The sequence below is a fragment of the Streptomyces sp. NPDC054883 genome (assembly GCF_053610645.1).
The window spans coordinates 1-25952 of sequence record NZ_JBSGYT010000043.1; the positions used below are offsets into that span (position 1 = coordinate 1).

The window sequence follows — 25952 nt, forward strand, 5'->3', positions numbered from 1 at the left end:
GAGCGCAGCCAAACCCAGCCCCGCCGGCGATTGAGGCGCCCGGCGAAGCCGGGACCGCTTCGCGCAACGGCGCGCCAGCCGAACTCGGCACCGCCCCCGCCCGACGGCACGGGCAACCCGCAACGGCACCCCCCAACGCCCGGCCCGGGCAACGGCTACGGGAGCGACGACAGCAGCGCCGACAGCGTCAGCGACCACGCGCTGTCCGGCGGGGCGCCGTAGCCCACCACCACCGCCTCCCGCCGCGGCAGCCCCGACGCGGGGTGGCGGAACGCCGACAGGCCCTCCAGGGCCAGGCCCTGGCCCGCCGCCGCCTGGAGCACCGGCCGCTCCATGCCCGCCGCGAGGTCCAGGACCACGTGCAGCCCCGCCGCGATGCCCGCGACCCCCGTCACCGACGGCCGGTCGGACACCGCCCGCACCACCGCGTCCCGGCGCCTGCGGTACCGCGTCCGCATCCCCCGCACGTGCCGGTCGTACGCCCCCGACCTGATGAACTCGGCCAGCGTCAGCTGCTCCACCGCGCCGGAGGTCCAGTCGGTGTGGCCCTTCGCCGCGAGCACTTCCTCCAGCCACGCGTCCGGCACCACCATCCAGCCCATCCGCAGCCCCGGCGCGAGGGACTTGCTCGCCGTCCCCAGGTACACCACCCGGTCCGGGTCCAGGCCCTGGAGCGCGCCGACGGGCTGGCGGTCGTAGCGGAACTCCCCGTCGTAGTCGTCCTCCAGGATCAGCCCGCCCGTGGTCCGCGCCCAGTCGACCGCCGCCGCCCGCCGCTCCGGCGTCAGCGCGACGCCCGTCGGGAACTGGTGCGCCGGGGTCAGCAGCACCGCGCCCACGACCGCGCCGGGCAGCTCGTCGGTCCGCGCACCGGACCCGTCCAGCCGCAGCGGGTGCGTCCGCAGGCCCGCCCCGGTGAGCAGCTCGCGGTGCACGCCGAGGCCGTACCCCTCCACCGCCACGGCCCGTACCCGCCGCGCCCGCAGCGCCTTCGCCAGCAGCATCAGCCCGTGCGCGAACCCCGCGCACAGCACGATCCGCCCGGGGTCCGCGTACACGCCGCGCGCCCGCGCCAGGTACCCGGCCAGCGCCTCGCGCAGCTCGACCCGGCCGCGCGCGTCCACCGCGTACCCCAGCGCCTCGTTGGGGGCGTCCGTCAGCGCCCGCCGGGTCGCCGCCGCCCAGGCCGCGCGCGGGAAGCTGCCCAGGTCCGGGGTGCCCGAGACGAGGCTGTACGCGGGCCCCCGGCGCGCGGGAGCACGTACCCGGGCGGCGGGCGCCGGTCCGGACCGGCGCGGCCTGGCCCGTTCAGCGACCCGGGTGCCCGAGCCCTGGCGGGCCGTCAGCCAGCCCTCGGCGACGAGTTCCGCGTACGCCTCCGCGACCGTGTTCCGGGCGACGGCCAGGTCCGCCGCGAGCGAGCGCGAGGACGGCAGCCGGGTCCCGGGCGCCAGCCGCCCGCTGCGCGCCGCCTCGCGCAGGGCCTCCGCCAGCCCGGCGCGCAGGCCCCGTCCGGCGGCGAGGTCGAGGTGCAGGTCGGCGCCGAAAGTGGCCCAGGATTCCGTCATGGATGTGGACCATATCGGCGGGCCGCCTCCCTCTTACGGTGGGGGCATGACGACGACGACCGCAGCCGCGCAGCACGCCCCCGAAGAACCCGCCCGCCTGAACTGGTACAAGCACGCGCCCGAGGTCTACCAGGCCATGGTGGCCCTGGAGATCGCCTCCAAGAAGGGCCTCGACCCGGTCCTGGTCGAGCTGGTCAAGACCCGCGCCTCGCAGCTCAACAACTGTGCCTTCTGCCTGGACATGCACACCAAGGACGCCCTGGCGGCGGGCGAGAGCGTCGAACGGCTCGTGCAGCTCTCGGCCTGGCGCGAGTCCCGGCACTTCTACACCGAGAAGGAGCTGGCCGCGCTCGCGCTGACGGAGTCGGTGACCGTCCTGACGGACGGTTTCGTTCCCGACGATGTCTACGCGACCGCCGCCGGGCACTTCGAGGAGGCCGAACTGGCCCGGCTGATCGCCGTGATCACGACGATCAACGCCTGGAACCGGTTCGGCGTCAGCTGCCGCCTGGTCCCGGGGCACTACACGCCGGGCATGCTGGGGCACTGAACCACCGGAGGCCGGGCGGCGGCGCCGGGGCACCGGCGCCCGCCGCCTCAGCCGCCGGGCCGGAAGGCCTCCAACGCCGCCGCGTGGTGCTGCCGGGTGACCGCCCACTCGGCGGCCGGGCCGGCGGTCAGGACGGCCCACTTGCCGCCGTCCTGGGTACGGGAGACCTGCTCCACGCCCCGGCGGCGGCCGTGGGATTCCGCACTGTCGTACTCGTACACCAGTTCCGCGGCGTCATCGGCCCCGGCGACCCGGCCGACCCGGATCTCCTCGTAGCCCGAGGTGCGGGCCCGCAGGTCGGCGGAGGCTCCCTGGACGGCCTGCAGCGGGCTGAGTTCCGCTTCGCTGACCCGGAAGACCTGGAGCAGGGACGTCCGGTCGGGCGAGCGGTAGAAGACGCCGCTCTCGCTCTCTTCCCGGGCCCATCCGGTGGGCACCGCGATGGTGAACCCCTTCGGGTCCCGGACCGTCTCGTGGGCGTCGTCCGCGGTGGGGCCGGTGCTCGCGGAGGGGCTGTCGGCGGGTGACGGGGTGAGCGGCGACCGCGAGCGGGACGCACCGCCGCCGGTCGGGCCGCTCGACGCGGTCGCCCCCGCGTGCGCGGGCGGCTGCGCCGGGTTCCGCTCGACGAACCAGACGGCGGCCGCCCCGATCGCGAGGGCGGCCACCGCGATGCCGGCCGTGGTCGGCGTCAGCCACCGCCCGCCCGTACCCCCGGGGCTCGGGGGCCCCGGGGGTACGGGCGGCGGTGGCGGCAGGTGCGGGTCGTACACCGGAGGCAGCGGCGGCAGGTTCCCCTCGTCCGCGGACGGCACCGGCGGCCGGCCCGGGTCGTAGGCCTGCGGCGCGGTCGGCGCGAGCGGGTCGTACGCCGGTGGTGCCTGCGGCGGTGCGGCGGGGCCCGGGGCGTCGGCGGGGGCGTCCCAGACCCAGCGCTGCGTGCGCGCGTCCCAGCGGGGCGCGCCCTGCGGCTGCGGGGTCACGGCTCAGCCTCCCAGCGAGGTCAGCAGCTCGCCCAGCGCGGTCGCCGCGCTGACCGTCTCCACCAGCGGCGCCCAGCGGGTCAGCGCCGCGCGCAGCCGGGCGGCGAGTCCGGGCCGGATCCCCTCCGCCGTCTCCAGTTCCTCGGCGGCGTTGTCCAGTTCGGCGTCCAGCGCCGACCGGTCCGCGCCCCGTGGCGCCCGTACGAGGGCGGCGCGCAGCTCCAGTACCGCGTCGAGCAGCACCTGCGGCGTCACGGCCCCGCCCGCCGCGCCCTCGTTCCGGACGGTGTTGGTGTTGTTGCTGCCGCCGATGCTGAACGCGCTGCCGTTGACGTCGCCGAGCCGTACGGACGGCTCCGCCGGGTCCGTCGTGCCCGCGTTGCTCCCGTCAGTTGCCACCGCTGCTCCCCCTGCCCTTGCCGCTGGTGTGGTGACCGGTGTTGGTGTTGTTGCTGCCGCCGACGCTGAACGCGCTGCCGTTCACCGACTGGATGAACACCCCGCCTTCGGCGACGTTGACGGCGCGCGCCGCGAACTCCTCGGTGTGCCAGCCCGCTTCGTGCAAGGCGACGATAATGCCGCCGACCACCCGGTCCTGAACGGTTTTCAGGAACCGGTCCAGGTCCATGAGGTGGAACAGCGACCCGTTGTCCTCGGAGGCGAGTTCGCGCACCGACAGGCGCGGCCCCTCGGGCCGGGCGCCGCCGTGGCCGCCGGTCGCGATCCGCCACCAGCTGGCCAGGCCGCGGGCCAGGGTGGTGACGGAGGCCGCGATGGAGCCGGGGGTCTGGCGCAGGGCCCAGACGGCCTTGCCGAAGGCGTTGTTGTTGCGGTAGCGCTGGGCGTCGGCGTCCGCGTTGTGGAAGGCGACGTCCACGGGGAGCAGCACGTGCGGCGCCACCTCCAGCATCATCATGCCGCCCTGCGTGTGGACCCGTACGAAGACGGTGACGACGAGGTTCTCGTCCCAGCCGCCCACCCGCACGCGCAGGAAGTGCCGGCGGCGTTCGCCGCCCTCCTCGATGGCCGCGGCCCGCTGCTGCGCGTACTGGGCGTGGATGGTCTGCGCGGCGTCCCGGTGCGGCAGCCCGTTGGCGGGCAGGAACACGCACTCGTCGACGACCAGTTCCCGCATCCGGTCGCCGACGGCGGCCTGCGCCTCCGCCGAGCCGTGCGGCGAGGGCACGCGCAGGCGCTCCAGCAGGGGGACGATCCGGGAGACGAGGTGGGCGTTGGTGACCGGCGTCGGCTTGCGGTCGGGGCCCAGGTCCTCCCGCGGGCGCAGTTCGACGGAGAGCTGCCAGGGCCGGTAGGGGTCGCCGGCGCCGCAGAACGGGTCGTTGATGTCGTACATGACCACCGGCGCGTGCTGTTCGGCCCGGATGCGGGCGCGCACGCGTTGGAAACGCACGCCGGGAGCCGCTTCGGCGGGGTCGCCGGCGTGGTCGGCGTAGCGGCGCTCGTTGAGGTCGGTGGTGATGGTCCGGTAGACGTGGCCGCGCTGGAGGCCCACGACGGTGACCACGGCGGCGAAGACGACGGGCACCCACCAGAGGACGGCGGTGGCCGCGGCGGTGTCCCCGAAGGACGGGGCGAGGAGCAGGGCGCCGGGTCCGCCGGACCCGCCGAGCGCGCTCATGAGGACGAATCCGCCGAAGACGAGGAGGAACAGGGTGACGGCGAGCGTCAGGAAGACGTAGACGCGCAGGATCACGGCCAGCGCCCGCATCAGCGGCGTGTTCCGGCGGCGTAGCCAGTCGGCCAGGCTCAGCAGGAGGAAGGGCAGGACCAGCAGCATGAGGGCGCCGCCGGTGAGCAGCGAGCCGACGAACCAGGCGCCGAGCACCCCGGCCGCCCAGCCGAGCTCGGTGCGGCGGGCGCGCAGCGCGTGGGCGAGCACCCGGGAGGCGTCGTAGCCGTAGGAGGGGGCGACTATCCGCTCTTCGTGGACGTAGAGCTCGTCGATGACCCGGTCGCGGAACGCGGCGTCGAGGTAGGTGCCCGCGCACAGGAACCGGCCGGCCTCACTGAGCGAGGGGTGTACCGGCGGGCGGCCGGCACGTGGATCGCCCCAGCCGGCCGGACCGGTCGGCTGGTGGGGAATCGGGGTCTCGGTCACCGACCGACCTTAGGTTCCCCCTACATCACGCGACAGGCCGAATTACGCCAAAGCGCCCCGGCCGGGTTTGGCCGGGGCGCTTCGTCGTTCGTACTGGTTCGAACGGGTCGGTCCGGTCAGGGACCGGCCACTGGCGTCCGGATCGGATTCCGATCAGATCAGGCCGAGCCCGCGCACCGCGTCGCGCTCCTCGACCAGCTCCGCCACGGAGGCGTCGATGCGCGTACGGGAGAACTCGTTGATGTCGAGGCCCTGGACGATCTCGTACTTGCCGTCCTTGGTGGTGACGGGGAACGAGGAGATGATGCCCTCGGGTACGCCGTAGGAGCCGTCCGACGGGATGCCCATCGAGGTCCAGTCGCCGGCGGCCGTGCCGTTGACCCAGGTGTGGACGTGGTCGATGGCGGCGTTGGCGGCGGAGGCGGCCGAGGAAGCGCCACGGGCCTCGATGATCGCGGCGCCGCGCTTGGCGACGGTCGGGATGAAGGTGTCGGCCAGCCACTGCTCGTCGTTGACGACCTCGGCGGCGTTCTTGCCGGCGATCTCCGCGTGGAAGATGTCCGGGTACTGGGTCGCCGAGTGGTTGCCCCAGATGGTGAGGCGCTTGATGTCGGAGACGGCGGCACCGGTCCGGGCGGCCAGCTGCGAGATCGCGCGGTTGTGGTCCAGGCGGGTCATCGCGGTGAAGCGCTCGGCCGGTACGTCCGGGGCGGCGGCCTGCGCGATGAGCGCGTTGGTGTTGGCCGGGTTGCCCACGACCAGGACCTTGATGTCGTCCGCGGCGTGCGCGTTGATCGCGGCGCCCTGCGGCTTGAAGATGCCGCCGTTGGCGGAGAGCAGGTCACCGCGCTCCATGCCCTTGGTGCGCGGGCGGGCGCCGACGAGCAGCGCGACGTTGGCACCCTCGAACCCCTTGTTCGGGTCGTCGAAGATGTCGATGCCGCGGAGCAGCGGGAAGGCGCAGTCGTCGAGCTCCATGGCGGTGCCCTCAGCGGCCTTCATGCCCTGGGGGATCTCGAGGAGCCGGAGCTTGACCGGCACGTCCGCGCCGAGGAGGTGACCGGACGCGATGCGGAAGAGCAGCGCGTAGCCGATCTGGCCGGCGGCGCCGGTGACGGTGACATTCACGGGAGTGCGGGTCATGGCCTTCTCCGTTAGACAGCTGGCGGTGGGGCGTCCCTGCCCCATGTGCTGGAGGACGCCGCTTCGCTGTCCTCTAAGTCTTGACGTGAAGAGACATCCGCCGTCAGGCTATCCGACCCCGGGGGCGGCTAACCCCCAGGCCCCTGTGGTGCGCGGCACACGAACCCGGATGTTCGAAGGCCGGCGGGGCGCCCGGACCCTGATTCCACCCGTAACCGGCGGCGGGTCCGGTGTCCTTCGAGCAACTTGACGGTGTTCCCCCGTGCGGGCCGCCGGCACGGCGCGGCCGGCGGTGCCGGCGGCCCGGCCGGGGCTCAGCGGACCGTGAAGCGGACCGCCGTCTCCAGGAACGGGATGTGCACCAAGGGCTTGGGTTCCATCACCAGCGCCAGCAGCGTGATGGCCACGCCGAGCACCCCGTACGTCACCAGGTCCGTGAAGCGGGAGCGGACCGCGAGCATCCCCACCGAGGGCAGCACGCGCCGCATCACGGCGGCCGCGATCAGCGCGATGCCGATGATCAGGCAGCCCACCCGGGGGTGACCCGTGGCCGTCGTCAGCAGCCCGGCCGCCGTGGCGGCGAGGACGCTGAGCATCGGCCACTGCCGGGCCGGCGCGGGGGCGTCCCCGGGAGCGGCCCGGCCACCGCCCTCGGGGCGGGCGGTGTCCCGGGTGACGGACGGGAACCGGCGGGACTTGGGGGGCTCCGGCGAATCCTCGCCCCCGGCGGCCGGACCGGTGGTGTGCTCAACCCGCACTGGTGGTCCGTTCCGCCGCCTCGACGACATTGACGAGAAGCTGGGCGCGGGTCATCGGACCCACACCGCCGGGGTTGGGGGACAGCCAGCCCGCGACCTCCGCGACCCCCGGGTGCACGTCGCCGACGATCTTCCCGCTCTCGTCGCGGCTGACGCCGACGTCGAGCACGGCCGCGCCCGGCTTCACGTCCTCCGGCTTGACCAGGTGCGGGACACCGGCGGCCGCGACGATGACGTCCGCCTGCCGCAGCAGGCGCGAGAGGTCCCGCGTACCGGTGTGGCACAGGGTGACGGTCGCGTTCTCCGACTTGCGGGTCAGCAGCAGGCCGATGGAGCGTCCGACGGTGACGCCGCGGCCCAGGACGACGACGTGCGCGCCGTTGATCTCCACGCCGTGGTGGCGCAGCAGCGCCACGATCCCGTACGGGGTGCAGGGCAGCGGGCCGGGCTCGTTGAGCACCAGCCGCCCGAGGGACATGGGGTGCAGTCCGTCGGCGTCCTTGAGCGGATCCATCAGCTCCAGGACGCGGTTGGTGTCGATGCCCTTCGGGAGGGGGAGTTGCACGATGTAACCCGTGCACTCCGGGTTTTCGTTGAGTTCCCGCACGACCGCCTCGATGTCCTCCTGGGAGGCGGTGGCCGGAAGTTCGCGCTGGATGGAGGCGATGCCGACCTCCGCGCAGTCCTTGTGCTTGCCGTTGACGTACCAGCGGCTGCCCGGATCGTCTCCGACCAGCAGGGTGCCGAGGCCGGGGGTGATGCCCCGGGCCTTCAGCGCCGCCACGCGGGCGGTCAGTTCGGACTTGATCGCGGCTGCGGTGGCCTTGCCATCGAGAATCTGGGCGGTCATACCCCCCATCCTCCCGGATGGAGCGGTCCCGCTTCCACTCAAGGGGCCCGCGCAGCCGCCCCGCGGCCCGGGAACAGCCTTGGTCATTTCATTGCACTTGCACAACAAGTCCCGGCCGGTACGCGAACCGGCTGGACAATCCCCCTTCGGCGGGACCACGATGACGGGCAATGAGTGCCGCGGGCAGTGCCGGGGGGTGGACCGCAAACACGCAGTGTTTCCTCCGAAAGTGCCGTGCGTCCCCGCACTTCCACGGAGGAACAACCCCAAGATGAGTTTCGGCGACCCGAACAACCCGTACGGACAGCAGCAGCCCCCGCAGCCCCCTCAGGGCCAGCCCGGCTACGGCTACCCGCAGCAGGCCCCGCAGGGCATCCCCCCGCAGGGGCAGCCCGGCTACGGCTACCCGCAGCAGCCCGGGCAGCCGCCGTACGGTGCGATGCCCCCGGCCCCCGGCACGCTCCAGGCGAACAACGGCTACATCAACGTGGCCGGGCTCGGCACCGTCGAGGTCGCCACGATGGGCCGCCGCTTCGGCGCCCGTGTGATCGACGGTCTGGTCATCGGCGTCCTGTACTCGATCCTCAGTGCGATCGGCCTCGCCAGCGTCTTCGGCGCCTCGAAGAGCATCCAGGACTGCACCGGCATGGACTACGCGTCCTCCGCCTACCAGTCCTGCGTGAACGACCAGGCCGAGGCCGCCGGCGGCATCGTCGCCACCTTCTTCGGCTTCATCCTCATCTTCTTCATCGCCACCCTGCTCTACGAATGGCTGATGATCGCGTTCGTGGGCGCGACGGTCGGCAAGCTGGCGCTGGGCGTGAAGGTCGTCAAGGAGAACACGGGGCAGGTCCCGGGCATCGGCGGCGGCTTCATCCGCTGGATCATCCCGATGGTCGGCGCGCTGCTCTGCGGCATCGGCCAGATCCTGACCTACCTCTCCCCCTTCTTCGACAACTCCGGCAAGCTGCAGGGCTGGCACGACCGTGCCGCCGGCACGATCGTCGTGAAGAAGTAGCAGGTCGTGACGGGCCGGCGGGCGGCCTGACCGCCCGCCGGCCCCGATCCGCCGCAGTACGGCGAAGGCCGCGCCCCCCGATGGGGGACGCGGCCTTCGGCCTTTGCCGGGGTCCGTCAGTGGAAGAAGTGCCGGGTACCGGTGAAGTACATCGTCACGCCGGCCTTCTTCGCGGCCTCGATGACCAGCTCGTCACGGACCGAACCACCCGGCTGGACCACGGCCTTGATGCCGGCCGCCGTGAGGATCTCCAGCCCGTCCGGGAAGGGGAAGAAGGCGTCGGAGGCGGCGTACGAGCCCTGCGCGCGCTCGGCGCCGGCCCGCTCGACCGCGAGCTTCGCCGAGTCGACCCGGTTGACCTGGCCCATGCCGACACCGACCGAGGCGCCGTCCTTGGCGAGCAGGATCGCGTTCGACTTGACGGCCCGGCAGGCCTTCCAGGCGAAGGCCAGCTCGGCGAGCCCGTCGGCGGAGAGGGCCTCGCCGGTGGCGAGGGTCCAGTTCTGCGGGTCGTCGCCCTCGGCCCCGCTCCCCTTCTCGAACGTGTCGGACTGCTGGAGCAGCACGCCGCCCGAGATCGGCTTGAGGTCGCCCGGCTGGTGCGGGGTGCCGTCCACCTTCAGGACGCGGATGTTCTTCTTCTTGGCGAGGATCTCGACCGCGCCGTCCTCGTAGCCGGGGGCGGCGATGACCTCGGTGAAGATCTCCGCGACCTGCTCGGCGAGCTCGACCGTCACCGGGCGGTTGACGGCGATGACGCCGCCGAACGCGGAGAGCGGGTCGCAGGCGTGGGCCTTGCGGTGGGCGGCGGCGACGTCGGCGCCCACGGCGATGCCGCACGGGTTGGCGTGCTTGATGATCGCGACGCAGGGCTCTTCGTGGTCGTAGGCGGCGCGGCGGGCCGCCTCGGTGTCCACGTAGTTGTTGAAGGACATCTCCTTGCCGTGCAGCTGCTCGGCGTTGGCGAGTCCGCCCGGCTGCCCGTCCGTGTAAAGGGCGGCGGCCTGGTGGGGGTTCTCGCCGTAGCGGAGGGTGGACTTGCGCTCCCAGGCGCCGGCCAGGAACTCGGGCAGGACGGCCCCGGGCTCGGGGGCGTAGGCGCCCGTGAACCAGGAGGCGACGGCCACGTCGTAGGCGGCGGTGTGCTGGAAGGCCTCGGCGGCGAGCCGCTTGCGGGCGGTCAGGCCGAAGCCGCCGCCGGCGGCGGCGGTGAGGACGTCGGCGTACCGCTCGGGGCTGGTCACGACGGCGACCGAGGGGTGGTTCTTGGCGGCGGCGCGGACCATCGAGGGGCCGCCGATGTCGATCTGCTCGACGCACTCGTCGGCGGTGGCACCGGACTGGACGGTGGCGAGGAAGGGGTACAGGTTGACGACCACCAGGTCGAAGGGCTCGACGCCGAGCTCCTGGAGCTGCTCGCGGTGGCTGTCCAGGCGCAGGTCGGCGAGGATGCCGGCGTGCACGCGCGGGTGCAGGGTCTTGACCCGGCCGTCCAGGCACTCGGGGAAGCCGGTCAGCTCCTCGACCTTGGTGACGGGCACCCCGGCCGCGGCGATCTTGGAAGCGGTGGAGCCGGTGGAGACGAGCGCGACGCCCGCCTCGTGCAGGCCGCGGGCCAGCTCTTCCAGTCCCGTCTTGTCGTAGACGCTGATGAGCGCACGACGGATCGGCCGCTGGGTCGTGGTCGGGTCGTTGCTGCTGTCTGCGGTCTCTACGGCGGTCACTGGATTGTTACCTTTCGTCCCTCAATGCGGTAGCCGTGCCGGGCCAGGCGCCCCACGACGTCGACGAGCAGCGTGCGCTCGACTTCCTTGATGCGCTCATGGAGAGCGGCTTCGTCTTCCCCGTCCCGGATCTCGACGACCCCCTGGGCGATGACCGGGCCGGTGTCCACGCCGCCGTCCACGAAGTGGACGGTGCAGCCGGTGACCTTGGCCCCGTAGGCGAGGGCGTCGCGGACGCCGTGCGCGCCCGGGAAGGCGGGCAGCAGGGCGGGGTGGGTGTTGATGAACCGGCCGCCGAAGCGAGCCAGGAACTCGGGCCCGACGATCTTCATGAACCCGGCGGAGACCACCAGGTCCGGCTCGTGGGCGGCGGTGGCTTCGGTGAGCGCGGCGTCCCACTCGGCGCGGGTGTCGTACGCCTTGACCGGACACACGAAGGTGGGGATCCCGGCCTTCTCGGCGCGCTCCAGGCCGACGATGCCGTCGCGGTCGGCGCCGACCGCTACGACCCGGGCGCCGAAGCCCTCGGGGCCCTCGGGGTGGGAGTCGATGGCGTCGAGCAGGGCCTGGAGGTTGGTGCCGGAACCGGAAACCAGCACGACCAGGCGAGAGGCGGCCATGGGAGGCCCTTTCTTGGGGGGCATCGCTTGCACTTGTACGGTCATACGAAACTCCGGGTCCCCGATATACGGGGAACCATACGAAGCGGTGGACCGCCTGCAACGATACCGGCACACGGGACCGCCCCCGAGGGACGGGGGGACGGCCTGGGGGTAGCGTGCGGCGTGGAAGCCGCGAACCACGCGACGCAACGCGTCGACGCCGAGCCGACGCCGACGCCGACGCCGACGCCCATGCCACGTCCACGACACAGGGGAAGTAACGCACTCGATGCCGGACCGCCGTCAGCCCGACTCCTCGACCGACGACAACCCCTTCGCGGCGCCTCCCGAGGGCAAGCCCGACCAGCCGTGGCAGCCGCGCGGCGGTGACGGCGGCCCCGGCCCGGACGGCAAGGACCCGTCCCCCGAGGGCCCGGCCCGCTGGGACCCGACGGACCCGCTCCAGCGCCGCGCCCGCTACGCGCTGCTCGCCGGCATGTGGGGGTTCTTCTTCGGCATCTTCGGGATCCCCTCCGTCGGCCTCCTGCTGGGCGCGCTCGCGCTGTACTGGGGCATCAGCGCCCTCCGCGGCGGCGTCGCCTCCCTGGGCCCGGCGGCCCGCCCGCAGCGCACGGCGGCGGTCAGCGGTCTGGTGACGGCGTCACTCGCCCTGCTGCTGGCGGCGAGCTCGTACGCGCTGCAGCTGGCGTACAAGGACTTCTACGTCTGCCGCGACGACGCCCTGACGAAGACGGCCGAACTCGAATGCAACACCCTCCTCCCGGACAACCTGGTGGGCCAAATCCTCAAGGTCCAACGCTGACCCCGGCGGACCAAGTCCAGCCCCGCCGGCGCTTGAGGCGCGGGGGCCCGGGGCGGCACCCCCTCCCAGCCCCGCCGGCGTTTGACGCGCGGGGGCCCGGGGCGGCACCCCCCAGCCCCGCCGGCGTTTGAGGCGCGGGGCCCGGGGCGGCACCCCCTCCCAGCCCCGCCGGCGCTTGAGGCGCGGGGGTCCGGGGGCCGGCCCCCGGCAACGGCGGCGCACCCGCCGTGCGGCCGTCGGTCCGGCCCGTCAGGCGGTCGGCCGGCGCGACAGCACCCGCGCCCCGGACACCCCCGGGACCAACCCCGACGGCACGTCAGCAACCGCCTCACCGACAGCCGCACCCGGCACCGGCCCCGGCACCGGCCCCGCCTCACCCACACCCACAGGCGCAGGCACAGGCACAGGCACAGGCACAGGCACAGCCACCATCGGCACGGCCGCCTCCCGCAACACCGCCCACCGCAACTCCCGCACGCCCGAGTCGTGCCACTCGTCCGCCGCGTCCACCACCCCCGCCGCCCCCCTCACCGGCCGCACCCGCCACCCGTGCACCGCCACGGCCACCGGCACAGCCAGCACCACCGCCCACACCACCGCCGCACCCCCCACCTGCCACCACACCGGCCCGAACCGCACCAGCTCGCGCGTCCCCAGCGGCCCCGCCGCCACCGCCGCGAGCCCCGCCATCAGCACCCCGCACACCACCGCGCCCAGCACCGCCGTCCACGCCGTCTCCCCGTACGAGACCTCCCGCGCCCGCCGCACCGCGAACCACCCCACCGCCAGCCCCGCCGCCACCGGCACGGCGAGCGCCGCCCACGTCAGCGGAGTCCCCGCCCCCACCCCCGGCAGGGCCGCCAGCAGCGGGAACCTCGGCAATGCCGCGTGCGATCCGACGGAGCCGAGCGGTGTCACCGTCGCCCCCGCGCCCAGCGCGAAGCCCGGCCCCAGACCGTACGCCGCGCCCCACACCATCGCGTTCGGAACCAGCGTCACCGCCAGCAGCAGCACCGCGAACCGCCCCGACCACACCCCGGTCAGCCCCAGGAACGACCCCCGCACGTCCGCCCCGTGCCACACCAGCGATGCCCCGACCAGCAGCACGCCGCCGCCGAGCAGCACCACGGCTCCCGCCGCGCCCGAGCGCAGCGCCAGCTCGTACCGGGGGCGCGCGATGGCCCTCCGCACGCCCCCAGCCATCCACTCCGGCACCCAGCCCGAGAACTCGCCGAACGGCCTGCCCCGGGCCGCCCACACCCCGCCCGCCGCGGCCAGTACGGCCACCAGCGGCAGGTGCCACGCCGCGCTGAGCGGGTCGGCCGGCATGGGGCCGCCCGCCGCGTACACCGTCGCCAGCGCCCCGACGCCGAGGTACCCGCAGGTCACCGCCGAGAACACGACACTGGCCGGCAGCACCTCGTCATCCCCCTGGCCGTCGCCCGGGGCGCTGCCGAGCCGCGCGGCCCGCCGCAGCAGCAGCACCGGTAGCGCCACCAGCAGCAGCGGCGTCACCCCGACGGGCGCGGGCACGCCCGACAGGGTCTCGTAGCGGATGAGTTCGGTGCCGTGGGCGAGCAGCCACAACCCGGCGGCGAGGTGCAGCGCGCCGCCGGGGCCGCTGTCGGGATAGGGGGAGCTGATCCACAGCACGATCACGAGCACGGCCAGGAAGCCGAGCCCCAGTCCTGCGGCGACGGCGCCACCGAGCACACACGCGGCGGCCGCCGGCGAACGGCGCCGTACGGCGGCCCGCGGGGCCGTCGGCAACGAGGTACCGCGTTCGGTCACTTGGGTCACCCCGCCATGGTGCCAACGACACGCGCTATGGGCGGGTAACAGGCGAATGTCCGTGGTGTCGCCCAATATACGTTTATGTACTTTTTCGCGCAGAGCTGCCGGGTCGCGGGGAGAGTGGCATGACACAAGGCGTCGGAACGAACTCCGCCGCGGGGGAGGCCGACCTCCCTTCCCTCCGGGAACGCCGAAGGCTGCGCGAATCCGCGGAACTGACGCACGGTGAGGTGGCGGCGGCCGTCGGGGTCAGCCCGGCCACGGTCCGTTCGTGGGAGTCGGGCCGGACGCAGCCGCGCGGCCGGAAGCGCAAGGCGTACGCCCGGTTCCTCAACCGTCTCGCGACGTCCGGCTCGCCCGCCGGGCCCGAGCCCGGGCCCGCGAAGGCCGCCGGACCCGGCGCCGTACGGGTCTCCCCGGCCCCCGCCCGGCCGGCCGGCTCACGCAAACGGCCCAAGGTGGCGGCGAAGCGGGCCGCGAAGCCGTCGGCCGACTCGGCGCGCCGGGAACCCCGGGCCCCCGCCGAGGCCGACGGCGCCGACCCCACCCCGCTCCCGCCGGAACCCGGACCGCAACCGACGCCGCAGCCGCAGCCGCAGCCGCAACCCGCACCCGAATCCCGGACGGAGCCCGACCCCGCGCCCGCACCCGACACGCCGACCGTCGAGGCCGAAGCCGAAGCCGAAGCCGAAGCCGCCGAAGCGGACGCCGAGCCCGAAGCCCCTGTCGACCCCGGCCCCCTGACTCCCGCTCGGGCCTTCGACGCCCTGTACGCCTACGCCGCCCCGGCCCTCGTCCGCCAGGCGTACCTGCTCACCGGCCGCCGCTCCCTCGCCCTGGAGGCCGTCGACAAGGCGTTCCTCCAGGCGTGGGCCCGCTGGCCCGAGGTCGCCACCGACCCGGACCCGGTGGGGTGGGTGCGCGCGGTCTCGTACGAGTACGCCCTCTCCCCCTGGCACCGGTTCCGCCGGGCCTTCCGCCACCCCGACAAGACCCCGGCCGAACCCGCCGACCGGATCACGATGGACGCGCTGCTCGCGCTGCCCACCCCGTACCGCCGGGCCGTCCTGCTCTACGACGGCGTCGGCCTCGACCTCCCCGACACGGCCGCGGAGATCGAGGCGTCGACCCCGACCACGGGCCTGCGCCTGCTGAACGCGCACGCCGAGCTCACCGCCCGGCTTCCCGAGCTGGCCGCCCTGCCGCCCGCGCAGCGGTCCGCCCGGCTGCGCGAACGCATGGGCTCGGTCCGCCCGGCCGTCTCCCTCGAACCGCGCCCGGCGGCCTCCGTACGCACCTCCTGCGAGCGCCGTTCCCGGGCGCTGAGCCGGGCGGCGCTCGGGCTGACGGCGGTGATCGCGGTCGCGACGGCGTACACGGCGACCACGGCGCCGACCCAGTACATCCCCGCTATCGCACCCGGTACGAGCGTCTCCGGGGTCCCGCCGCTCAGCGGGCCGCAGCGGTTCACCCAGCAGAGCAAGGAGCTGCACGACAGGCTCCGCTCCGACCCGGCGGCCGGTCCCGCCCGCCTCGCCCCGAAGGTCGAGTAGCGCGGCACCGGACGGACCCGGAAACGGGCGTGGCCCGCACCCCGGAGGGTGCGGGCCACGCCCGTACGCACTTACGGCTACTGCTTACTGAGCGGCGTTCAGGATCTCGCGCGCCAGCTTGGCCGTCTCGGTCGGCGTCTTGCCGACCTTCACGCCCGCGGCCTCGAGGGCCTCCTTCTTGGCCTGTGCGGTGCCAGAAGAACCGGAGACGATGGCGCCGGCGTGGCCCATGGTCTTGCCCTCGGGGGCGGTGAAGCCCGCGACGTAACCGACGACCGGCTTGGTGACGTTCTTCGCGATGAAGTCCGCCGCACGCTCCTCGGCGTCGCCGCCGATCTCGCCGATCATGACGATGAGGTCGGTCTCGGGGTCCGCCTCGAACGCCGCGAGGGCGTCGATGTGCGTGGTGCCGATGACCGGGTCGCCACCGATGCCGACGGCGGAGGAGAAGCCGATGTCACGGAGCTCGTACATCATCTGGTAGGTCAGCGTGCCGGACTTCGACACGAGACCGATGCGGCCGGGCTTGGTGATGTCGCCCGGGATGATGCCGGCGTTGGACTGGCCGGGGGTGATCAGACCCGGGCAGTTCGGGCCGATGATGCGGGTCTTGTTGCCCTTGGCGGTCGCGTACGCCCAGAAGGCGGCGGAGTCGTGCACCGCGATGCCCTCGGTGATGACGACGGCCAGCGGGATCTCGGCGTCGATGGCCTCGACGACGGCAGCCTTGGCGAAGGCAGGCGGGACGAAGAGGACGGAGACGTTGGCGCCCGTCTTCTCCATCGCCTCGGCGACCGAGCCGAAGACCGGGACCTCGGTGCCGTCGAAGTCGACGGTGGTGCCGGCCTTGCGCGGGTTCACGCCACCGACGATGTTGGTGCCGTCAGCCAGCATCAGCTTCGTGTGCTTCATGCCCGTGGCACCGGTCATGCCCTGGACGATGACCTTGCTGTCCTTGTTGAGGAAGATAGCCATGTGAGTCTGTGACCTCTGCCCTTACTTCGCAGCCGCGAGCTCGGCGGCCTTGTCGGCCGCGCCGTCCATGGTGTCCACGCGCTGCACCAGCGGGTGGTTGGCGTCCGAGAGGATCTTGCGACCCAGCTCGGCGTTGTTGCCGTCGAGACGGACGACGAGCGGCTTGGTGACCGCCTCGCCCTTCTCCTCCAGCAGGGCCAGCGCCTGGACGATGCCGTTGGCGACCTCGTCACAGGCGGTGATGCCACCGAAGACGTTGACGAAGACGGACTTGACGTCCGGGTCGCCGAGGATGATCTCGAGACCGTTGGCCATGACGGCGGCCGAGGCGCCGCCGCCGATGTCCAGGAAGTTGGCGGGCTTGACGCCGCCGTGGTTCTCGCCGGCGTAGGCGACGACGTCGAGGGTGCTCATGACGAGACCCGCGCCGTTGCCGATGATGCCGACCTCACCGTCGAGCTTGACGTAGTTGAGGTTCTTCGCCTTGGCGGCGGCCTCGAGCGGGTTCGCGGCCGCGTGGTCCACGAACTCCTCGTGGCCCGGCTGGCGGAACTCGGCGTTCTCGTCGAGCGAGACCTTGCCGTCGAGCGCGATGACGTCGCCGTTGGCGACCTTCGCGAGCGGGTTGACCTCGACGAGGAGCGCGTCCTCGGCGATGAAGGTCTGCCACAGGGTCACGAGGACCTCGGCGACCTTCTCGGCGACCTCGGCCGGGAACTTCGCCAGCGCGACGATCTCGCGGGCCTTCTCGATGGTCACGCCCTCGTTGGCGTTGACCGGGACCTTCGCGAGGGCCTCGGGGGTCTTCTCCGCGACCTCCTCGATGTCCATGCCGCCCTGCACCGAGGCCATGGCCAGGAAGGTGCGGTTGGTGCGGTCGAGGAGGTACGAGACGTAGTACTCCTCGAGGATCTCGGGAGCGGTCTCGGCGATCATCACCTTGTGGACCGTGTGGCCCTTGATGTCCATGCCGAGGATGTCCGTCGCCCGGGCGACTGCCTCGTCCGGGGTGGCGGCGAGCTTGACGCCGCCGGCCTTGCCTCGGCCGCCGACCTTCACCTGCGCCTTGACGACCGACTTGCCGCCCAGCCGCTCGGTGGCCTCGCGAGCCGCCTCAGGCGTGTCGATCACTTCACCGGCCAGCACCGGTACACCGTGCTTGGCGAAGAGGTCCCTCGCCTGGTACTCGAACAGGTCCACGCGCGTCCGTCCCTTGTCTTCAAAGATTCGCAGTGATTCGCGGTTGTCTGCTATCTGCGTGGGCGTGCCGCGGAGGGCAACGTGACGGCGCTGTCACAAGGAAGGCGCACACGGTGACCGTGGACGCGGCATGTCCGTCTCGCAGGTTATCCCCGTGGGACGTGCGTCCCTAAATCACAGGTCGCACCTGAGCGGTGATACCTGTCACAGATCCCCTCATGGTTGAGCTGCGCGTTCGTACGATCCGCCGACCCCCGGCCGCGGGCGGCGGACGCTCACGGCACGGGCAGCGGCCGCTTCTCCAGGGCGGCGGCCATCACGTCGGGGAAGAGGTCGGGGGTGCAGGCGAAGGCGGGCGCGCCGAGCGCGGCGAGGGCCGCCGCGTGCTCGCGGTCGTAGGCGGGAGCGCCTTCGTCGGACAGGGCGAGCAGGGTCACGAACTCCACTCCGGCGCCCTTCATCGCGGCGACCCGCTTGAGCATCCCGTCGCGTATGCCGCCCTCGTAGAGATCACTGATCAGGACGACGACGGTGTCGGCCGGTCGGGTGATCTTGGACTGGCAGTAGCCGAGGGCCCGGTTGATGTCGGTGCCGCCGCCGAGCTGGGTGCCGAAGAGCACGTCGACCGGATCGTCGAGCTGGTCCGTGAGGTCCACGACCGCCGTGTCGAACACCACCAGCCGGGTGGCGATCGCCCGCATCGAGGCGAGCACCGCCCCGAAGACGGAGGCGTAGACGACGGACGCCGCCATCGAACCCGACTGGTCGATGCAGAGGATGACCTCCTTCTTCACGGACTGCGCCGCCCGGCCGTACCCGATCAGCCGCTCCGGGACCACGGTGCGGTACTCGGGCAGGTAGTTCTTGAGGTTGGCGCGGATCGTGCGGTCCCAGTCGATGTCGCGGTGGCGGGGGCGGCTGATGCGGGCGGAGCGGTCGAGGGCGCCGGTGAGGGTGGCGCGGGTGCGGGTCGCGAGGCGCTTCTCCAACTGTTCGACGACCTTGGCGACCACCGCGCGGGCGCTCTCGCGGGTCGTCTCCGGCATGGCCTTGTTGAGCGAGAGCAGGGTGCCGACGAGGTGGACGTCCGGTTCGACGGCATCCAGCATCTCCGGCTCCAGCAGCAGGGAGGACAGGCCGAGCCGTTCGATGGCGTCGCGCTGCATGACCTGCACCACGGAGCTCGGGAAGTACGTCCTGATGTCCCCGAGCCAGCGGGCCACCTGCGGCGCGGACCCGCCGAGCCCGGCCGACCGCTCTCCCGGCCTCTTGCGCGATCCGGCGCCCGCGCTCTGGCCGTACAGCGCCGTGAGCGCGGCGTCCATCTGCGCGTCCCGCCCGGAGAGCGCGCAGCCGGTGCCCTCGCCCTCGCCGCCGCCGAGCACCATCCGCCACCGCCGCAGCCGCTCCCCCGCGTCCGCCGGCCGTCCCGTGCTGGTCTCCACCTGTCCGTCCCCCTCGTCCCGTGTTCCCGATCCCGCTTCCCGGCCGCCCGCTCTCGCCTGCGGCGTCTTCTTCGTCCCGCGGCGCCCGGGCGTCAGCCCGCGCCCGCCGCCGCGGTTCGCGCTCCCTCCGCCCCGGCGAGCAGCAGGCGGACCAGATCCACCACCGCGTCCGCGCGGACGGGGTCCAGCTCCGGGCCGAACCCCTCGGGGGCCGGACCGGGGCCCGCGTTGCGCGCCCGGCCGGACGGCCCGCGCCGGACCAGTTCGCCCAGGGCCCGCTTCACCCCCGGCTCGTACGCCCCGAAGGTCCGCCGCAGCAGGGGCAGTACGTCGACGAAGGCGCCCGCCGGCACCGACACCAGCCAGGCGTCGATCAGGCCGAGCAGCCGCTCGTCGTGGACCAGCAGGGTGCCGCCGCCCGCACCGCCCCCGGCGAATCCCTCGATCCAGCCCGCCGCGTCGGCCGGGGCGGCCGCCGGGGAGAGCGCGAGGCCCATCAGCCGCGCCGTCTCCCCGGGCGGGAGCCGGCCGTCGTCCAGCAGCAGCCGCGCGGCCCGGCCCCGGATCGGCCCGGGCACGGTGTCCCGGCCGGCCAGCGTCCGCAGCACCGCGGACCAGCGCTGCCGCAGCCCCTCGTCGGCGTCGGCCAGCAGGGCGATCGCCCCGTGGACGGCGTCGACGTGTCCGCGCAGCTCCGCCGCGCCGTCGGCGTCCAGCCCCGCCGCGCAGGCGGGTGGCAGGGCCACGCATATCCGCTCCGCGAGTCCGGCGGCGACGGTGCCGAGCGCCTGCGCGTCCGTGCCCCGTACGTCCCCGTACCGCAGCGAGCGGGCCAGCGCGGGCAGGGCCTTGGCGAGGCGTGCCACATCGGTGTCCAGCGCGGCCCGGTCCGCGAGGGCCCGCAGCACGGCGGGCAGTGCCTCGGACAGCCCGGCCAGCAGGCACCGTTCGGCCAGGGCGGTGACCTCGGCCAGTTCCGATGCGTCTGCCGCGAGCGCCTCGGCCCGGGCGGTGGCCGCCCCCAGGACGGTCGTGCCCCAGATGCCCGCCTCGGCGACCCGCACCGACAGCTCGGGCTCCCAGCGCAGCCGCCAGGTCTCCCGGAAGGTGCCGGTGCTGCCGCGGGAGGCGGTGGGTGCCCCCCAGTCGATGCCGAGCAGCCGCAGCCGGTGCAGGAGCAGGGACTTGGCCGCGTCGGTGTCCTTGCGCAGGTCCAGTTCCAGCTCGCGGTCCTGCGCCTCCGCTTTGAGGCGCAGGGTGCGCAGGCTGCGGGTGAGGTCCCGCTGGAGCGGTACGACGGGTGCCGCGTCCGGGACTTCGCCCAGTACGTCGCCGACCACCAGGCGGTCCTCGATCAGGGCGAGCGGTATGTCGGAGCCGTCGCACATGACCGCCCGGGCCGCTTCCAGGGTCTCGGTCAGGCCGGCCACCGGCCGGCCCCGTACGGCGGCGAGGGTCTGCGCCAGCCGGACCGCCTCGATGACGTGGGCGGAGGAGACCTGCCGGTCCTCGTCCCGGAGCAGGCCCGCGACCTTCGTCAGCCACCGCTCGACGGGCCGGTCGGGGGCGGTGAAGAGGTGTTCGTACCAGCCGGGCGAGCTGATGCCGGCCCCGTATCCGCCCGCGCGGGCGAGCCGGCGGTGGGTCCAGGGCACCCAGGTGGTCTCGACCTTGATCTTCGGCAGTCCGCTGAGCAGCGCCTTGTCGGCGGTGGCCGTGGACGGGGCGCGCAGGGCGGGGACGTGCCAGGCCCCGCAGACCACGGCGTAGGCGTCGCCGAACTCGCGGCGCGCGGCCCGCATCCGCTGGCGCATGTACGCCTCCCGCACCAGGTCGCGCCGGTTGCCGCCGCATCCGTACGCCTCGCGCAGCGCGCCCATGGCTTCGCCGAGGGCCCCGAACGCGGCCAGGGGGTCTTCCCGTACCGCGTCCCGGTGCTCGACGACGTCCTCCCACCAGCGCTCGGGGTCGTCGTACCCGGCGCTCTCGGCCAGCACCGCCAGGGGGTCGATCCGTACGGAGTCGGCGTCCTCCTCCTGGTCCTGCGCCGCGGCCAGCGAGTGCGCGGCCGGGAGGTCGATGAACCGGACGGGTACGTCCCGCTGCTGGGCCCAGCGGATGGCGGCCCACTCCGGGGAGAACCCGGCCAGCGGCCAGAACGCGGCCCGCCCCGGATCGTCCGCCACGTGGGCGAGCAGGGCGACGGGCGGGCGCATCTGCGGGTCGGCGGCGAGCGGCAGCAGCGCGTCCCCTTCCGGTGGCCCTTCGATGAGCACCGCCGACGGCCGGGCTTCGTCCAGCGCGGCCCGCACGGCCCGGGCGGAGCCCGGTCCGTGGTGCCGGACCCCCAGCAGGAGGGGGCCCTCGAGCCGCGGGTTCATGCCGTCACCTCCCGGCATGCGCGGTAGAAGTCCTTCCAGCCGTCCCGCTCGCGGACGACGGCTTCGAGGTACTCCTGCCAGATCACCCGGTCGGCGGCCGGGTCGCGGACGACGGCGCCGAGGATTCCGGCGGCCACGTCGGAGGGGCGCAGGACGCCGTCCCCGAAGTGGGCGGCCAGTGCCAGGCCGCCGGTGACCACGGAGATGGCCTCGGCGGTCGACAGGGTGCCGCTGGGCGACTTGACCTTGGTGCGGCCGTCGCCGGTGACCCCGTCACGCAGCTCGCGGAAGACGGTGACGACGCGGCGGATCTCCTCCAGGCCCTCGGGCGCCGCCGGCAGGTCCAGGGCGCGGCCCATCTGGTCGACGCGGCGGGCGACGATGTCGACCTCGGCGTCGGCGGTGGCGGGGAGGGGCAGCACCACGGTGTTGAAGCGGCGGCGCAGCGCACTGGAGAGCTCGTTGACCCCGCGGTCGCGGTCGTTGGCGGTGGCGATGAGGTTGAAGCCGCGCACCGCCTGCACCTCCTGCCCGAGCTCCGGTATGGGGAGCGTCTTCTCGGACAGGACGGTGATGAGGGAGTCCTGGACGTCGGCGGGCATGCGGGTGAGTTCCTCGACGCGGGCGGTCATGCCGTCGGCCATGGCCCGCATGACGGGGCTGGGGACGAGGGCCTCGCGGCTCGGGCCGTGGGCCAGGAGGCGGGCGTAGTTCCAGCCGTAGCGGATGGCTTCCTCGGGGGTGCCGGCGGTGCCCTGGACGAGGAGGGTGGAGTCCCCGCTGACGGCGGCGGCGAGGTGCTCGGACACCCAGGTCTTGGCGGTGCCGGGGACTCCGAGCAGCAGCAGCGCGCGGTCGGTGGCCAGGGTGGTGACGGCGACTTCGACGATGCGGCGCGGGCCGACGTACTTGGGCGTGATCACGGTGCCGTCGTCCAGGGTGCCGCCGAGCAGGTACGTGGCGACGGCCCACGGGGAGAGCTTCCAGCGGGTCGGGCGGGGCCGGTCGTCGGCGGCCGCCAGGGCTTTCAGTTCTTCCGCGAAGGCGTCTTCGGCGTGCGGTCGCAGTGCTTGCGCGCGGTGTTCGGTTCCCTGCGTGCTCATGGTCCCCCTCCAATGCTCGGCAGCCGCTCCCGACTGCTGGAACCACCGTGCACCACACCACTGACAACACCCCTTCCTCAAGCCGTTGTTGCAGGTCAGGGCGATTGTCAGTGGGGGTCTCTACGGTGGGACACATGACTGAGCAGGGGGTCCGCTGGACAGCGGAACAGGTACTGGCTCTGGCTCCTGACGATGCGTCGCGGAAGGCGGGGGGCAAGCTGGGTGGGGCGGGGCCGTGGTCACAGACCGGAGGTTCCGCTTCCGGCGCGGTGTGGGGGTTGTGCAAGGGCAGCGGCAGGACGCCGTACCGGACGGTCGTGGACCTGACGGGCCCGGCGTACAAGTGCTCGTGCCCGAGCCGGAAGTTCCCGTGCAAGCACGCTCTGGGGCTGCTGCTGCTCTGGGCGGCGGAGGGGGTGGGCGATCCGGCCCAGGCGCCGGAGTGGGCCGGGGAGTGGCTGGCGGAGCGGGCGGCGAAGGCGTCCCGGCCGGCGGCGGCGAAGCCGGTGGACGAGGAGGCGGCCAGGAAGCGGGCCGAGCGGCGGGCGGCCCGGATCGGGGCGGGGGTCGGCGAACTGGAGCAGCGGCTCGTGGACCTGCTGCGCGGTGGCCTGGCCGGCCAGGAGCAGGCGGGCTACCGGGGCTGGGAGGAGACGGCGGCCCGGATGGTCGACGCCCAGGCGCCGGGACTGGCCGCCCGGGTAAGGGAGTTGGGGACAATACCCGGTTGCGGCCCCGGCTGGCCCGCCCGGATGCTTGAGGAGTTCGCGCTGCTGCACCTGCTCGACCGGGCCTGGCTGGGGGTGTCCGGACTGCCGGAGCAGCTGGCCGCGACGGTCAGGACCCGGGTGGGACTTCCGCCTTCGGCGGAGGGCGAAGCCGTATGGGACCGCTGGCTCGTGCTGGCCCAGTACGACTCGGCGTCCCCTGACGGCCGGCTCATCACCCGCCGGATATGGCTGCGCGGGCTGGCGAGCGGGCGGCCGGCCCTGGTGCTGGACTTCGGGCCGCCCGGGCGGCCTCCGGGGCTGGCGCTGCCGGTCGGACTGGTACTGGAGGCGGAAGCCCGCTTCCGGCCCGGTTCGGCGGGGCTGCGGGCGGACCTCGGAGAACGGCACTCGGCCGCGGTGCCGGGCGGGCGGGCGCCGGCCGGGGTGAGCCCGCAGGCGGCTCTGGAGGCGTACGGGGCCGCGCTGCGGGAGGACCCGTGGCTGGAGTCGTGGCCGGTGGTGCTGGGCCCGGTGGTTCCCGTACCGGGTGAGCCGGGCTGGCAACTGGCGGACCCGGAAGGGGAGTCGGCACTGCCGGTGCCGCTCGCCGGACCGGGGAGCGGATCCCGGTCGGGGCTGTGGCAGCTCGCCGCGCTGTCGGGCGGGGGTCCGGTGACGGTGTTCGGGGAGGTCGGCCACCGGGGCTTCACCCCCCTGACGGCCTGGCTGCCGGAGGCACCGGAACCGGTGGCTCTGGTCTGACGGGCGGGGCCGCCTGCCGGGAGGCGGCGGCGGAACAGCAAGAGGCGATCGGCGCGGGGGAGCGCCGGCGCCGGGGAGGGACCGGCGGCGCGGGGGCGCCGTCGTGCGGGACCGAGAAAGCCGGGGGGCTTTGATGAACGACAACCACGCCAGCTGACGCACTATTTGAGCCGACATTTCACCATACTGCTCCGGTCCCGCGGAGGGGGCGGGACCGGAGCACGGCACGGCAAGCACGGCACACGACGAGGGAGGGGTCCGATGGAGACGGCTGGGGCGAAGCGCGCCGCAGGGACGGCGCACGCGGGGGACGAGGGGCAGGAGGCGTACGCCGACTGGGACGGGCTGGTCGCCGCGGCACTGCTCGGCACCGAGCGGCGCCGGGGCGGCTCGCCGCAGGCCCTGTTGGGCGAAGCGGCCGTACAGACGCTGCGGCGCCGGGCCGGGCTGCGGCCCGCGCGGGCGCGGGAGCGTCCCGAGCCGGCGCCCCGCGATCCGCGCCCCCAGCCGCCGGAAGCGGCCCGGCGGCGGCTCGCTCAGCTGCTCGCGGGCCGCGGCGGTGCGGGCGGCTCCGGCGGGCGGCGGGGGGCCGCCCCGGACCTGACGGAGCTGCTGCCGCAGTGGCTGGCCGCCGCCGTCCGGCACGGCTACCGCGCTCCGGTGGCGCTGGTCCCGGCACTGCTCGACGCCGCCAAGGCCCGCACCGACCTGCGGCCGCACGCGCTGGCCCTGGCCGGGAGCCGGGGGCTGTGGCTGGCCCGGCTGAACCCGGACTGGCGGTTCGCGCTGCGCGGCGGGGCGGGCGGCGCGCTGGAGCTGCCCGGTCCCGACGACCGGGAGGGGGTCGAACGCCTCTGGCAGGAGGGCCTGTTCGCCGAACGGGTGGCACTGCTGGGCGCCGTACGGGCCCACGACCCGGCCGCCGCGACCCGGCTGCTCGCCACCACTTGGACCGCCGAACGGGCCGAGGACCGGCTGATGTTCCTGGACTCGCTGCGGGTGGGGCTGTCCCACGGGGACGAGCCGTTCCTGGAGGCGGCCCTGGGCGACCGCAGCCGCAACGTCCGGGCGACGGCGGCCGAGCTGCTGTCGGCGCTGACGGGTTCGGCGCTGGCGGGGCGGATGGCGGAGCGGGCGCTGGCCTGTGTGGGCCCGGAGGGGATCGACCCGCCGGCGGAGTGCGATGCCGGGATGCTGCGGGACGGCGTGGTCAAGCGGCCGCCCGCGGGGCGCGGTGAGCGGGCCTGGTGGCTGGGTCAGCTGGTGGAGGCGGCTCCGCTGTCCCGCTGGCGGGAGCGGTTCGGGGGGCTGGGCCCGGCGGAGATAGTGGCCCTGCCGGTGGGTGACGGCTGGGCGGAGGAACTGCACGCGGCGTGGTGCCGGGCGGCGGTGCGCCAGCGTGACGCCCAGTGGTCGAAGGCGCTGCTCGGCTCGGCCTCCGCCCCGCCCGCGGCCGGCCCGGGCACGGCGTCACTCGCGGAACGGGCGAAGCTGCTGTCGGTGCTGCCCGACGGGGAGCGGGCCGAATGGGTGGCGGAGTTCGTCCGGGCGCACGGGCTGTCGGAGGCGTTCCAGCTGCTCGGGGGGTGCGTGGTGCCGTGGGCGGGGGCGCTGGGCCGGGCGGTGGTGGACGCACTGGACGCGGCCCGGCGGGCGGGCGGCTACCCCTGGAGCTTCAGCGGGGTGATGGGCCTGGCGGAACGCTGCCTCGACCCCGCGGACGCCGCCCACCTGGAAGCCCTGATCAGAACCCCGGAAGACCCCGCCGAGCCCTCGGCGGGCGCGGCGGCCTACTGGGAGGAGGCCTTCCAGCGGCTGGCCTCGACCCTGCACCTGCGCGCGGCCATGCTCGCGGAACTCGCCCCGGCCGGCTGAACCGGCGCCGGGCCGC

General features: G+C 74.1%; 21 protein-coding genes. 6 read left to right on the plus strand and 15 right to left on the minus strand.

The features are described from left to right. Positions 1-155 precede the first annotated feature (155 nt). Entirely contained in the window at positions 156-1568 is a 1413-nt protein-coding gene (gene pdxR / locus ACWGH1_RS26610; protein ID WP_453357483.1) for a MocR-like pyridoxine biosynthesis transcription factor PdxR, read from the minus strand. 46 nt (positions 1569-1614) lie between these two features. On the opposite strand from pdxR, the gene ACWGH1_RS26615 reads away from it, so the two are divergent. Continuing rightward, on the plus strand, positions 1615-2118 hold the full coding sequence (locus ACWGH1_RS26615; protein ID WP_453357484.1) for a carboxymuconolactone decarboxylase family protein: 504 nt from the start codon (positions 1615-1617) through the stop codon (positions 2116-2118). Positions 2119-2165: 47 nt separating this feature from the next. On the opposite strand, the gene ACWGH1_RS26620 is transcribed toward ACWGH1_RS26615, so the two are convergent. From ACWGH1_RS26620 to ACWGH1_RS26645, 6 genes are all read right to left on the minus strand, one after another. Beyond that, the gene (locus tag ACWGH1_RS26620; RefSeq protein WP_453409064.1) at positions 2166-3101 is read right to left on the minus strand and encodes a hypothetical protein; all 936 of its coding nucleotides are present in this window, start codon (positions 3099-3101) and stop codon (positions 2166-2168) included. Between the two features lie 3 nt (positions 3102-3104). Then, positions 3105-3500, minus strand: coding sequence for a hypothetical protein (locus ACWGH1_RS26625; RefSeq protein ID WP_453409065.1), 396 nt, complete (start codon positions 3498-3500; stop codon positions 3105-3107). Further along, positions 3490-5220, minus strand: coding sequence for a hypothetical protein (locus ACWGH1_RS26630; RefSeq protein WP_453357528.1), 1731 nt, complete (start codon positions 5218-5220; stop codon positions 3490-3492). Before ACWGH1_RS26630 ends, ACWGH1_RS26625 begins: the two co-directional genes overlap by 11 nt. A 153-nt stretch (positions 5221-5373) precedes the next feature. Next, a complete protein-coding gene (locus ACWGH1_RS26635) occupies positions 5374-6363 on the minus strand; it encodes a malate dehydrogenase (protein ID WP_453357782.1) in 990 nt (329 codons plus the stop codon). Between the two features lie 314 nt (positions 6364-6677). Beyond that, a complete protein-coding gene (locus ACWGH1_RS26640) occupies positions 6678-7121 on the minus strand; it encodes a DUF3017 domain-containing protein (protein WP_453357370.1) in 444 nt (147 codons plus the stop codon). Continuing rightward, entirely contained in the window at positions 7111-7971 is an 861-nt protein-coding gene (locus tag ACWGH1_RS26645) for a bifunctional methylenetetrahydrofolate dehydrogenase/methenyltetrahydrofolate cyclohydrolase (protein ID WP_453357371.1), read from the minus strand. Before ACWGH1_RS26645 ends, ACWGH1_RS26640 begins: the two co-directional genes overlap by 11 nt. Positions 7972-8242: 271 nt before the next feature. Between ACWGH1_RS26645 and ACWGH1_RS26650 the strand changes: the two genes are divergently transcribed. Then, a complete protein-coding gene (locus ACWGH1_RS26650) occupies positions 8243-8989 on the plus strand; it encodes an RDD family protein (RefSeq protein ID WP_453357372.1) in 747 nt (248 codons plus the stop codon). Positions 8990-9105: 116 nt separating this feature from the next. Here the strand turns inward: ACWGH1_RS26650 and purH are convergent, their stop codons facing one another. Together purH and purN are read right to left on the minus strand one after the other, a co-directional pair. Next, a complete protein-coding gene (gene purH, locus ACWGH1_RS26655; protein WP_453357385.1) occupies positions 9106-10713 on the minus strand; it encodes a bifunctional phosphoribosylaminoimidazolecarboxamide formyltransferase/IMP cyclohydrolase in 1608 nt (535 codons plus the stop codon). Beyond that, a complete protein-coding gene (gene purN, locus ACWGH1_RS26660; RefSeq protein WP_453409066.1) occupies positions 10710-11333 on the minus strand; it encodes a phosphoribosylglycinamide formyltransferase in 624 nt (207 codons plus the stop codon). The genes purH and purN overlap by 4 nt, the downstream gene beginning before the upstream one ends. A gap of 271 nt (positions 11334-11604) precedes the next feature. Here purN and ACWGH1_RS26665 point away from each other — a divergent pair, with 271 nt between their 5' ends. Then, on the plus strand, positions 11605-12138 hold the full coding sequence (locus ACWGH1_RS26665; RefSeq protein ID WP_453409067.1) for a hypothetical protein: 534 nt from the start codon (positions 11605-11607) through the stop codon (positions 12136-12138). A 249-nt stretch (positions 12139-12387) separates the two neighbouring features. Here the strand turns inward: ACWGH1_RS26665 and ACWGH1_RS26670 are convergent, their stop codons facing one another. Then, on the minus strand, positions 12388-13938 hold the full coding sequence (locus tag ACWGH1_RS26670) for a cell division protein PerM (protein WP_453357524.1): 1551 nt from the start codon (positions 13936-13938) through the stop codon (positions 12388-12390). A 119-nt stretch (positions 13939-14057) separates the two neighbouring features. Here ACWGH1_RS26670 and ACWGH1_RS26675 point away from each other — a divergent pair, with 119 nt between their 5' ends. Then, positions 14058-15485 (plus strand): helix-turn-helix domain-containing protein, encoded by a 1428-nt coding sequence (locus tag ACWGH1_RS26675; RefSeq protein WP_453409068.1) that lies wholly within the window; start codon positions 14058-14060, stop codon positions 15483-15485. Between the two features lie 84 nt (positions 15486-15569). Here ACWGH1_RS26675 and sucD read toward each other — a convergent pair whose 3' ends face one another. From sucD to ACWGH1_RS26700, 5 genes are all read right to left on the minus strand, one after another. Continuing rightward, a complete protein-coding gene (sucD, locus tag ACWGH1_RS26680) occupies positions 15570-16460 on the minus strand; it encodes a succinate--CoA ligase subunit alpha (protein WP_136213293.1) in 891 nt (296 codons plus the stop codon). Positions 16461-16481: 21 nt separating this feature from the next. Next, positions 16482-17660: an ADP-forming succinate--CoA ligase subunit beta gene (gene sucC, locus ACWGH1_RS26685; RefSeq protein WP_329197633.1), complete on the minus strand. Its 1179-nt coding sequence runs from the start codon at positions 17658-17660 to the stop codon at positions 16482-16484. Between the two features lie 275 nt (positions 17661-17935). Next, positions 17936-19048 (minus strand): VWA domain-containing protein, encoded by a 1113-nt coding sequence (locus ACWGH1_RS26690; RefSeq protein WP_453356750.1) that lies wholly within the window; start codon positions 19046-19048, stop codon positions 17936-17938. Between the two features lie 149 nt (positions 19049-19197). Continuing rightward, a complete protein-coding gene (locus ACWGH1_RS26695; protein WP_453355738.1) occupies positions 19198-21486 on the minus strand; it encodes a DUF5682 family protein in 2289 nt (762 codons plus the stop codon). Continuing rightward, positions 21483-22589 carry an ATP-binding protein gene (locus ACWGH1_RS26700; protein WP_453355739.1) on the minus strand — a complete coding sequence of 369 codons (1107 nt, stop codon included), beginning with the start codon at positions 22587-22589 and terminating at the stop codon, positions 21483-21485. Before ACWGH1_RS26700 ends, ACWGH1_RS26695 begins: the two co-directional genes overlap by 4 nt. Positions 22590-22723: 134 nt before the next feature. Between ACWGH1_RS26700 and ACWGH1_RS26705 the strand changes: the two genes are divergently transcribed. Both ACWGH1_RS26705 and ACWGH1_RS26710 read left to right on the plus strand, forming a co-directional pair. Continuing rightward, on the plus strand, positions 22724-24061 hold the full coding sequence (locus ACWGH1_RS26705; protein ID WP_453355740.1) for an SWIM zinc finger family protein: 1338 nt from the start codon (positions 22724-22726) through the stop codon (positions 24059-24061). 261 nt (positions 24062-24322) lie between these two features. After that, positions 24323-25936, plus strand: coding sequence for a DUF5691 domain-containing protein (locus tag ACWGH1_RS26710; RefSeq protein ID WP_453409069.1), 1614 nt, complete (start codon positions 24323-24325; stop codon positions 25934-25936). The last annotated feature ends 16 nt before the right edge of the window (positions 25937-25952 follow it).